11 protein-coding genes are annotated in these 9,912 nt (G+C 56.9%); 8 read left to right on the top strand and 3 right to left on the bottom strand.

The genetic code is table 11. From position 1 onward, the window contains the following. Positions 1-46 precede the first annotated feature (46 nt). Positions 47-502 (bottom strand): hypothetical protein, encoded by a 456-nt coding sequence (locus AB4Z24_RS14940; protein ID WP_441709426.1) that lies wholly within the window; start codon positions 500-502, stop codon positions 47-49. A gap of 258 nt (positions 503-760) precedes the next feature. On the opposite strand from AB4Z24_RS14940, the gene AB4Z24_RS14945 reads away from it, so the two are divergent. The 3 genes from AB4Z24_RS14945 (at position 761) to AB4Z24_RS14955 (ending at position 4,109) form a co-directional block, all read left to right on the top strand. Then, positions 761-2,836 carry an FAD-dependent oxidoreductase gene (locus AB4Z24_RS14945; RefSeq protein WP_441709428.1) on the top strand — a complete coding sequence of 692 codons (2,076 nt, stop codon included), beginning with the start codon at positions 761-763 and terminating at the stop codon, positions 2,834-2,836. A gap of 147 nt (positions 2,837-2,983) precedes the next feature. Continuing rightward, the gene (locus tag AB4Z24_RS14950; RefSeq protein WP_441709429.1) at positions 2,984-3,688 is read left to right on the top strand and encodes a hypothetical protein; all 705 of its coding nucleotides are present in this window, start codon (positions 2,984-2,986) and stop codon (positions 3,686-3,688) included. Positions 3,689-3,770: 82 nt separating this feature from the next. Next, a complete protein-coding gene (locus AB4Z24_RS14955; RefSeq protein ID WP_441709431.1) occupies positions 3,771-4,109 on the top strand; it encodes a hypothetical protein in 339 nt (112 codons plus the stop codon). Between the two features lie 132 nt (positions 4,110-4,241). On the opposite strand, the gene AB4Z24_RS14960 is transcribed toward AB4Z24_RS14955, so the two are convergent. Both AB4Z24_RS14960 and AB4Z24_RS14965 read right to left on the bottom strand, forming a co-directional pair. Continuing rightward, positions 4,242-5,093, bottom strand: coding sequence for an alpha/beta fold hydrolase (locus AB4Z24_RS14960; RefSeq protein WP_441709433.1), 852 nt, complete (start codon positions 5,091-5,093; stop codon positions 4,242-4,244). An 80-nt stretch (positions 5,094-5,173) separates the two neighbouring features. Beyond that, complete coding sequence (locus AB4Z24_RS14965; protein WP_441709435.1) at positions 5,174-5,866, bottom strand: alpha/beta hydrolase; 693 nt, start codon at positions 5,864-5,866, stop codon at positions 5,174-5,176. A gap of 167 nt (positions 5,867-6,033) precedes the next feature. Here AB4Z24_RS14965 and AB4Z24_RS14970 point away from each other — a divergent pair, with 167 nt between their 5' ends. From AB4Z24_RS14970 to AB4Z24_RS14990, 5 genes are all read left to right on the top strand, one after another. Continuing rightward, the gene (locus AB4Z24_RS14970; RefSeq protein ID WP_441709437.1) at positions 6,034-6,663 is read left to right on the top strand and encodes a CGNR zinc finger domain-containing protein; all 630 of its coding nucleotides are present in this window, start codon (positions 6,034-6,036) and stop codon (positions 6,661-6,663) included. Between the two features lie 429 nt (positions 6,664-7,092). After that, on the top strand, positions 7,093-7,893 hold the full coding sequence (locus AB4Z24_RS14975; protein WP_441709439.1) for an STN domain-containing protein: 801 nt from the start codon (positions 7,093-7,095) through the stop codon (positions 7,891-7,893). Beyond that, complete coding sequence (locus AB4Z24_RS14980; protein WP_441709441.1) at positions 7,890-8,450, top strand: RNA polymerase sigma factor; 561 nt, start codon at positions 7,890-7,892, stop codon at positions 8,448-8,450. The genes AB4Z24_RS14975 and AB4Z24_RS14980 overlap by 4 nt, the downstream gene beginning before the upstream one ends. Before the next feature lie 49 nt (positions 8,451-8,499). Then, positions 8,500-9,501, top strand: coding sequence for a FecR family protein (locus tag AB4Z24_RS14985; protein WP_441709442.1), 1,002 nt, complete (start codon positions 8,500-8,502; stop codon positions 9,499-9,501). Between the two features lie 141 nt (positions 9,502-9,642). Continuing rightward, a partial coding sequence (locus tag AB4Z24_RS14990) for a hypothetical protein (protein ID WP_441709443.1) occupies positions 9,643-9,912 on the top strand: 270 nt, incomplete at its 3' end.

Genomic DNA, 9,912 nt, shown 5'->3' on the forward strand with positions numbered 1-9,912 from the left:
AACAAAACTGCCACCGATGTATCGCACGGAGGATAGGCCTCGTAGCCTAGGCCCGAAATGCTCCCGAGATTGAACGCGAGAAATTGGAATTACGCGCAATCTCTTTGCCAGCTTTTCCCGGCAAGAGGCCGCTTCTGCTGAGGCATCGTTTCATTTGCAACTGTTGCAAACTTGTTCCGGAGATTTTCTTCCGGATCAAAGCTCGAAAGGACGAAATGATCCCCGTGGAGCGATGACGCGCCGACGCAAGCAATGAGTTAGTATCAACCTGAGTATGCGGGTGAGCGCCCCGTATACTCGAAGCATTGATAAATACCGGCAATGCCGTCATGACGTTGGATATATCGCAGAGCATCCGCTTGATAATGCGGGAATGCTCCAGCACGAATAACACAACAAACAAGCCACCGAAGGGGAAAATCTGCGGCGAGATCGTGATTCGTCCGTACACAGCAAATTTTAGAAGTCTGAGGAATTTCTCGCCAAAGTTTACAAGGCCCATGAAGTAGGGATTAGCTTGAACTGACGATGTCCATTGCCAAAGTGACGATCAACCCTCGATATCACCGAGGCGTTGCTTTTCATCGAAGTGCGCCGCCCCGACATCCGATATTGCAAAACCGAATTTATTTTAGCCAGATCCGCTTCGCGCGCCCTCCATGCGAAACAAATGAGATCTGAACGATAAAAATAATAGCTCAACCTTCGATGCTAAATGTTCAGCCCTAGTAACGGGTTTCAGTGAGAGAGCGTCCTCACGATGCCGAAGCAAGTCAGTGTAGCGATTATCGGCGGTGGGCCTGGTGGATTATTTTCCGCTTGGCATTTGGCAGAGAAGGCCGGCTCCAGCTGCCAAATCACAATTTACGAAGCAAGCGAGCGTCTGGGAGGCAAGATCGCCACCGGACAATTCTCCGGTATTGGACCATACGAAGCCGGCGTTGCCGAGATCTACGATTACTCACGCATCGGACCCGATCCACTACGCGATTTAATCGTCAATTATCTCGGTCTAAAGGTCAAATATCTGCAGGGCGGCCCATGCGTTCTTGATGGCAAGATCGTTCCGACCTCCGACGATCTTGGGCGAGAGTTTGGGGAACGCACGCAAGATGAAGTGAATGCATTTTTGAAGCGCTGCGTCGATTTGATGAGCCCGGAAGACTATTATCTTTCCAATGCGCGAATGGATAACGAACATTGTTGGGCAAACGTCTCTGCCGAATACGTTCTAGCGACAGAGATCAAGGATGATGCGGCCCGGCGGTATGTGCGTGCTTCAGCTCACAGCGACGTTGCCGCTCCTCCCCATCTGACGAATGGGCTCAATTTTCTGAAGAACGTCGTCGTCGATATTGACGGCTATATGGATATCTTCTCCGTCGTCGGCGGCAATGAGCAGATCGTTACGGGGCTCGTCGAAGAACTCGATGCGGAAATACGCCTTGGTTCCAACGTCGTCGCGGTTGAGCCCTTGCCCGACGGTACATATAAAATCGAATTACAGGCCAATGGCGTTCAAGAGATAACAACTGCCGACCTCGTCATTGTGGCACTGCCGCTCACATCCCTTTCGACAATCTATTGGCGATCCGAGCCGCTGCAGCAGGCGATCGCTAGACACGTCGCATATTACGATCGTCCGGCTCACTATGTTCGAGCCACGCTGCTCTTCAAGAGACCGTTTTGGCGTGAGCATCTTCCCACAGACTGGTGGTACCTCGACGCGTTCGATGGTAGCTGCGTCTATGATGAAGGCGCACGAAATGATTTTTCGGCCTGCGGAGCCCTAGCCTTCTTGATCGCTGGCAATGCCGCGCTGGCGCTTGCGAATTTGTCCGATGACCGCATCGAGCGACTGTGCCTCGATGCCTTGCCGCCTGAACTCGCCGAAGGAAAAGATCTCATCATCGATCGGCGAATCCATCGCTGGATGGCGTCGGTCAACGCCATACCCGGCGGGCTGCCCGTACGACAACGCACAGATAGTCACCGCCCGGATCCCGAAAATCTCCCCGGACTTGTCTTGGTTGGTGACTATATTTTTGATGCGACGCTCAACGGCGCCTTTGATTCTGCGGACGCCGCGACAGACATCGTAATGGCCGAAATTCTGATCCGCCGCCGCGTGGAGCTTGGTGCGTCCGACAGGGAACCAGCACCGATAGCTGAAACTCTGGAGCAGCTGTGCCCCGTCTCGATTCTCGCCGACCTACTGAAGGTGACATGGGGCTTAGACAGAAATTCAAGGATACTGCACATCGGTGCTGGGCAGGGACGAACGGTCGCCGCACTGAGGGCTCTTGGCTACGACGCGATTGGTGTGGAGTGCAACAGACCTGCGATCGCACCAACTTCACCTGAAGTTGGTGACGTTAATGTCTATTGTGAGTTCGACGACTTGCCATTCAAAGACCAGTCCTTTGACGCGGTCATCGAGTGCGGGCTTTTCCGCCTCCCACAAAACAGGATTTCAAAAGCGATTGAGGAAATTCGGCGCGTAACACGGCATGGTCTCGTACTTGGATCCGTTGCAACAGATTTGCCGATTGATTTGATCGAGCGTCACGAACTTCTCAATAGTGTTGAGACGCTAGGCTCTCGGTGGGACTGGTCAGAGAAGCTCTGCGAAGCCGGCTTCAGTCACGCGCTCATGGACCCGGTGCTACTCAACGACGCCTGGAAGATCGCTGAAGCAGCGGGAGCCGGGCCCGGACATTGGTTCGAAGATGCGGAAAGCCTGATGTACTGCATCTACGAGTCCAAAAAAGTTGAAGTCCAAAAAGAACTCCCAAGCCTCATCTCACGCGATGACGTTTCGATCGCCGCCGAATAGTTCAAGGAGCACGCTATGCTAGATGTTCCCGTGCGAAAAAATGAAGGCATATCGGCGCGGGCTTGGACAATCACCTTCGAAGAAGGGAGCGATCCGCCCGATTCTGGCTCGATTATCATCACGCAGCCGCGCAATCTGATTGCCGTGATGACCGAACTCGAAACTGAGCAGATCGCCGCTTCGATGTCGACGGTGACTCCGGGTGCCTTGACCATCGTTTGCCTGCCGCTCGGCGTGAGTAGCCCCAAAAACATCGAGCGAGACGCGGAGACTTGGATGCGTGACGCCGCTGGCCAAACGGTCAGAGCAGGCGTGCGCACAGTCAGGGTGTTCTGTGCGCACGACCGAGCTTTGATCTACGCAGCCTCTGATCATATTCACTCCGTCATAGACGCCGTTGTTCGGTTCACCGTCGCACAACGCGAAACGATTGAGCTCGAGAAGGCAATGAACGCCGCATGGTCGTCGATCGACGCCGACGTCCCGCTGACTCGTTCTGTAACGCGGCACCGGCAGGCATATCAAAAGCATTTGGACGAAATGAACGAACGCTCGGCGCGCATGAAAGCCAAGCATCTCCGAATTTGCCGTGCACTGGAACAGCTCGATACGGATTCTGATGAGCTATCTCGGCGCGTCTTTTCGGAGCTGGTACTCGCCGGTGCGCTGTACGAGCGCGTCGAAGAGTTGGAAGACCCAATCGAGTTCGCATTAGAGCAGTATGAGATCGCCAACTCAAAGCTGTTCGAAGAAAAAAATGCGGCGAAAGAACGAAGAACCGCAATGATCGGACACTTCCTCGAAGCAGGAATTATCGTGCTGCTGCTTCTTCAATTGCCCTTTTTCAAATGAGCCCGCGAGCAGTCAAATGCCTGCTGGCCGGCGCATAGCCACAAACGGATAACCTGTGACAACGATGAGTAGGAGTTTTCAAATGGCCATAAAAACTCGGGCGCTTGGCTACGCCATCGCCTTCTCCTCAATCATGATGCTTTCGGCTCTCAACCCGCAGTTCCGGCACATTGTCGTTGCTGACGCATTTGCTGGCTGTGGTTACGATAATCGGAGTTGGGACGAGTTGCCCTATGGGGTGCGACGGGCTTGGGCTATGCTTGGCTATAGTCGCAGCGTCTGGGATTCAGATGGAACAACGCGTTCGGAGGGGGAAAGCTGGTCCCAGCTAACCGCGAGACAAAGGCAGGCTGCCGCGGCGCTCGGCTATTCACAGTCGTCCTGGGATAACGATTGTGGAGCTGCCGCAGACATCGACTAAGCCCGAGCTGGCGGATCGAAGTCCGGGCCCAATTGCAAAGTCGATGTCCGCATTTCAGGCTATCTCTGCATGCCCGTTGGGGCTCGTTGACCGCTTGGCATATCGCGAACTCAGCGCGCTTTCGATTGAAGATCAGGAAAGGAAGTTGCGAATTTCCTCGGCGATATGGTCAGCGTGTGTCTCGAGCGCGAAGTGACCTGTGTCCAAGAATTTGACCACCGCATTCGGGTTATCGCGCCTGAAGGCCTCGGCCCCCGGCGGCAGGAAGAATGGATCGTTCTTACCCCAGATCGCCAGCATGCGCGGTTTATGCATGCGGAAGTAGTCCTGGAATTTCGGATAGAGCGCGACGTTACTCTTGTAGTCGCCGAAGAGGTCGAGCTGCACCTCGTCTGATCCGGGACGCGCAAGGTAAAAGTTATCAAGTGAATAGCCGTCGGGGGAGACAGCAGTCGCATCCGATACACCGTGCGTATACTGCCAGAACGTCGCTTCCGGCGTCAGGAACTGACGAAGCGCCGCTCGATTGGCGTCAGAGGGATTCTTCCAGTAGGCCTGAATGGGGTTCCATCCCTCGCTCAGACCTTCCTCGTAGGCATTGCCATTTTGCGAGATGACTGCGGTGATGCGTTCAGGGTGCTTCAAGGCGAGGCGGAAGCCTGTGGGGGCACCATAGTCGAAAACGTAAATCGAAAACTTCTTGAGACCTATCACCTCCGTGAAGCGGTCGATGACGGTTGCTATGTTGTCGAATGTGTACCTGAATTTTTCTCGAGACGGCATGTCCGATTGGCCGAAGCCCGGAAGATCGGGTGCCACGACATGAAAGCGGCTGGCGAGAAGAGGGATGAGATCGCGGAACATATGGCTTGAGCTCGGAAACCCATGAAGCAAGAGGATTGTCGATCCGTCCTTCGGGCCTGCCTCACGATAGAAAACATTGAAGCCGTCGACATTGACCTTCTCAAAGCTCACTTTGGTCATCGTTATTCTCCGTTCTATCCGTTTAAATAGACTTTTAGGGGTTATCTATATGCGCGCGCTGTCTGCGCATGGCCGCGATCTCATCCTGCGACCGAGCACACGGCCTCAAGGATCGTGTCGGTGACCGTCGTTGGAGCAGTCACCAAAGGCGTGTGGTCGATTTTCTCGGAGCGGACTTTTGCGGCCATCCGTGCGGCCATGAAGTACTCGGTCGCCGGATTGATCATGCGATCTTCTTCGGCGATCAGAAACCAGGAAGGCCTCGATCGCCATAGGGGTTTGGGTGCCTTCTCCTGAATGCAGGCGACGTTGATCGGCCTTTGCGTTGCGGCGAGTAGGGCTAATCGCTCTGCCGCTGCGTGCTGCGCGAAAGCCGATTTGAAGCCGGCGTCCGGCATCCAGATAAATCCGTCGGCATCGGGCACAAGTTTCGGCGCGTCCGCATGAGGCGCCGCGCGATAGAAGATATCGGCGACAGTCTCGCCTTCATCGGGCGTCAACGCCGCGATGTAGGCGAGCGCTTCGATCCGCTCGCTTTTGGCAGCTGAGATAACCGCACCTGCATAGGCATGAGCTGCAAGAACGATGGGCCCTTCCGTTCGGGCGATAGCCCGGTCAAGAGCCGCAACGTCGTCTGAGAGGGAGGTTAGCGGAAGAGGAGCCGCGATGACCGAAATCCCCTGCCGCTGCAGGGGCGTGATCACATCGTTCCAACTCGAGCCATCGGCCCACGCGCCGTGAGCTAAAACCACATTCACGTTCCCTTTCGTCACGCGCCGATCCTCCATTGTAGTGTCGCAGCAAACAGATCAGGAATAACCATTGAAACAATATATAGACGGTTACAACGATCGGGTGTGTAAAACGACGGCCAATAACTTGTCAATAGACGTTTTGCTGGTTATGCCGTTGCGGCCTTATTGATTGCAGGTCAACCGCCATGAGTAACATCCGCCCAGCACCCATTTTCATCGCCGATGCCAAGGGTTTGGACTTCCTGAACTCCCTTGCCACGCCGGTTGATACCCCTGTCGAATGGCTTGGTTCCGGCGACGACCTCTTGGCGTGGCTCAAAGCGGCCGATCTCGTTCCAACGGATGTTCTTAAAACTTTAAAGGCCGGAGCCTTGCCGGGTGAATTGGATGCAGTCGCTGCGCAGGCCCGCTCGCTGCGCGAGTGGTTCCGCGGCTTCGTTCGAAAGCACAAGGGTAGAGCACTAAAGCCGAGTGCTCTACAGCAGCTCGACCCCCTCAATCGAATTCTGGAGCGTGACGAGGTCTTTGGCCAAGTCGCGCCGCGCGACCAGAACACCACGGTGACTCAAGGGTCATTCCTGATGTGGGTAGAGCAGCGCCGTTGGCGTTCACCGGAAAGCCTTCTTCAGCCGATCGCGCGAGAAATGGCGAACGTGATTTGCAACGAGGATTTCAACCTCGTCAGAGCCTGCGAGGGACATGCCTGTACGTTGATGTTCGTCGATCGCACCAAGAGTCACCGAAGGCGGTGGTGCAGCATGGCTGTCTGCGGTAACCGCGCGAAACAGGCCGCGCTTCGCGAACGATCAAGGTAACGTCTGAGCTGAACCTCAGTCGCCCGCGCGGTACCGGTAATGCCGGCATCTGACCCAAATGCAATGCATGCATGTATGCAAGGTTGAGCCCCGGCCCTATTCGGCAGCCGATCCCAATCGGCGGCCCGTCGACTGCGGTTGGAGCGCAACGACCGTAACATAAGTGTCATCCTCACCCGATAGGGTCAATGTGAGGAGTTGCCTTCTGCTGGCTAACTTGTGTCGGGGAGGCCGGTCACCTTCGTTGCAACCATCCAGAACAACGTGATCGCCTCTCCATGTCCGAATGGAGAACGGAATTGCGTGCCGGTTCGGCGTTGAGTTGCGTACCGATCGCAGGTCGGGTGTTGGTGTATGTATTGGTTGAGGTTTGGCCGCATCCGCGCGGGTAGGGATTGGGCCGGTCAAATGCCGCACGGAGCCATATTCATGCGTCTCCAGGCGCTCACCAAAGATCTTATGGGACGAGCAGCGCGATGGCGCGGAGCAAGAGCGTTGCGGCGGTCCATCGCCATACTCCTCGCGATCGTCTGTGCCACGCCCGCGATCGAATCCGTGCAGGCACAGACATCGCCGCCGCCATACGAGGAAAAAAGCAAAACTGGGCGTTCGATGGAATTCGACATTCCAGCCCAGTCTCTTGAACTGGCGTTGAGTACCTTCGGCGCCACGACACAGATACAATTATTTGTTGATGCCGAATTGACCGCGGGCCGCCAGTCGGCAGCGCTGAAAGGCATTTTCGTTCCAGAGATTGCTTTGAACAATCTGCTGGCCGGGACGGGCCTTGCCGCTCGCGCCATCGATGACCAGGGATTTACGCTGGTGTCTCTCTCGACCAGCGCCGCAGGAACGCCGGCTCGTGATGCGGCATCGCCGATGGTACTGCGGTTCAATCGCTATTCCGCGGCGCTTCAAGATGCCATGCGCAGCGCGCTCTGTCAGCGTGAAGAAACGGCACCAGGATCCTATCGGGCTCTCGTGCGCTTCTGGATCGGTGGTTCCGGCGCGGTCGCACGCACCGAACTCGTGACGTCTACGGGAGATGGTCGACGCGATGCCTTGCTAGTGGCTGTCTTTCGAGGTCTTGCAATCGGCACTCCACCGCCCGCTGATATGCCTCAGCCCGTTACATTGCTTGTCACATCTGATGCGCGATCAGCCGGATACTGTTCCGGCGTTCGCCGCGCCCTTTCTCGTGCGGCCATGCATGGTGAGCCCGCACGATGACGGAAACCATCCTGACCATGCTGCGTCGGCTCCTGGTCGACGACTACTACGGCTTGAAACAGCGGCTCGCACGCCGTTTCGGATCCGCCGACTTTGCCAGTGAAGTGCTGCATGAAGCCTGGATGCGTCTTGATCGTATTGATGCGAATGCTTCAAGCGCAGCCGTGCATAATCCCAAAGCCTATCTCTATCGCATCGCGCTGAACGTTGCGACGGATCGGCAGCGCGCCGACAAGAGCTGGCTCAGCAAGATCGAGATCGAGGCGCTCTATCGGCGGGCACAGGACGATCTCGATCCCGCCCGCATCGTGGAAGCGCGCCTCGAACTCGATGCCCTCGCCAACGCGATCAACGAACTCCCGCCCCGCCGCCGTGCGGTCTTCATTGCGGCGCGCCTTGAACATCTGCCGTACAAGGTGATCGCCGAACGCCACGGGATTACGCTGCGGGTGGTCGACCGTGAATTGAAGGCCGCGCTCGATCATCTCAGTGAGGTTCTGAACAAAAATCCACCAGCAGGGGGCGGAACAGGCGCTCCCGAAGCGTCTAAGATATGACACGGATATTTCAAGCGGTCCCGCGATGATGGGCGAAACCTTTACAGTCATGAATGATTCCAACCGCCGCAATCCGGAAAACGAAGCGTTGCGCGTCGAGGCGTTGGCTTGGTTGCGGCGGCTCAATAGCGGCGAAGCGACGGCGCGAGACCTCGAAGAACTGGAAACCTGGCGCGCTAAAAGTCCGGCGCATGCCAAGGAATTTGCCGGGGCGGCCTTGCTCTGGACTGTGTTGGGGGAAGCGGCGCAGAAAGCCGAAGCCGATCGTTCTCATTCTCTGCGCTCGACGGTAGAGGCGTTTCCGGCGGGGACTCCGCGTCTGGCACGGCGCGCTTTTCTTGTCGGCGGCAGTGCGCTGGCCGCATCGGCAGCAGGTGCCCTTGTCATTCGGCCGCCCCTCGATCTATGGCCATCCTTTTCCGAGTTCGCCGCGGATTATCGGACGCGGACAGGTGAACGACAGCAGATCGATGTCGCAACTCACGTTTCGGTTGAAATAAATACGCGGACCAGCATCGATTTGCTTGCCACTTCTGGCGGTGCCACACAAATCGAGCTTCTTGCGGGAGAGGCGGCGATCGCAAAGCGCGATGATGCCTTGCGTGAATTGGTGGTCGTTGCCGGAAGTGGTCGTGCCGCAGCAACCAGGGCGTCCTTCAATATTCGTAAGGACGGTTCGTTGGTCAAAGTCACATCTATCAATGGCGAAGTTCAGGTTCGGTGTCTGAACAGCACCGCCACTATTCGCGACGGTCAGCAGATTGCCTATGATGAACGCGGGCTGGGCGAGGCCGCGGTCATCGACCCGGAGGCAATTACGGCCTGGCAGCGTGGCCTGCTGATTTTCCGGCGAGCATCACTGTCGAATGTCATCGACGAGGTGAATCGTTACCGTTCCGGCCGGATCGTCCTTCTCGACGCCAAGCTCGGGCAACGGCAGGTCGTAGCCAACTTTCGTCTCGACCGCATCGACGACGTCATCGATTTCATGTCGAAGGCCATGAATATCCGCACCCGGTCGTTGCCCGGCGGCGTGGTTCTGGTGGGCTGAGGCCTCGGACCAAATGGCTTCTGGGTATGGAAATCAACCCAGCCGACGACACCAAAAGTTTTTTCGCCGACGCGGTGGATTCGACGATCTCAATCCGTCTTCGCTGTGAATGGAAAGCAATTCCGCGCGAAGGGACTCATAATGCCAAGCGATAAAGCCCGTCGGAACCAGGTTCGTCACGATATCCGCACGCCGAAGGTGGGTTTTTCGAGCCTGGGTGGCGAGGCCTTGCGGCGCGCGTTGTGGGCGGGAACCAGCGCCGCCGCTCTGGCGCTGGCGTCGCCGGGGGCTGCCGCCAATCCGCTGGCGAGCGGGAACAACCTGCCGACGCCGTCGGCGGCGGCGATTGCGGCGGCGCAGTCCGGTCAGCAGGAGGCGGCGCGGGCGGCGCGGGCGGCGCAGAACGTGCTG

This window comes from Hyphomicrobium sp. 2TAF46, from assembly GCF_052114865.1.
Lineage (GTDB): Bacteria > Pseudomonadota > Alphaproteobacteria > Rhizobiales > Hyphomicrobiaceae > Hyphomicrobium_B.

What these genes read in the sequence shown, in the direction of transcription:
- AB4Z24_RS14950 (WP_441709429.1), top strand. Translation starts at nt 2,984, where the DNA reads ATGACCGAACTCGAAACTGAGCAGATCGCCGCTTCGATGTCGACGGTG.
- AB4Z24_RS14955 (WP_441709431.1), top strand. Translation starts at nt 3,771, where the DNA reads ATGGCCATAAAAACTCGGGCGCTTGGCTACGCCATCGCCTTCTCCTCA.
- AB4Z24_RS14940 (WP_441709426.1), bottom strand. Translation starts at nt 502, where the DNA reads ATGGGCCTTGTAAACTTTGGCGAGAAATTCCTCAGACTTCTAAAATTT.
- AB4Z24_RS14960 (WP_441709433.1), bottom strand. Translation starts at nt 5,093, where the DNA reads ATGACCAAAGTGAGCTTTGAGAAGGTCAATGTCGACGGCTTCAATGTT.
- AB4Z24_RS14985 (WP_441709442.1), top strand. Translation starts at nt 8,500, where the DNA reads ATGAATGATTCCAACCGCCGCAATCCGGAAAACGAAGCGTTGCGCGTC.
- AB4Z24_RS14980 (WP_441709441.1), top strand. Translation starts at nt 7,890, where the DNA reads ATGACGGAAACCATCCTGACCATGCTGCGTCGGCTCCTGGTCGACGAC.
- AB4Z24_RS14945 (WP_441709428.1), top strand. Translation starts at nt 761, where the DNA reads ATGCCGAAGCAAGTCAGTGTAGCGATTATCGGCGGTGGGCCTGGTGGA.
- AB4Z24_RS14970 (WP_441709437.1), top strand. Translation starts at nt 6,034, where the DNA reads ATGAGTAACATCCGCCCAGCACCCATTTTCATCGCCGATGCCAAGGGT.
- AB4Z24_RS14975 (WP_441709439.1), top strand. Translation starts at nt 7,093, where the DNA reads ATGCGTCTCCAGGCGCTCACCAAAGATCTTATGGGACGAGCAGCGCGA.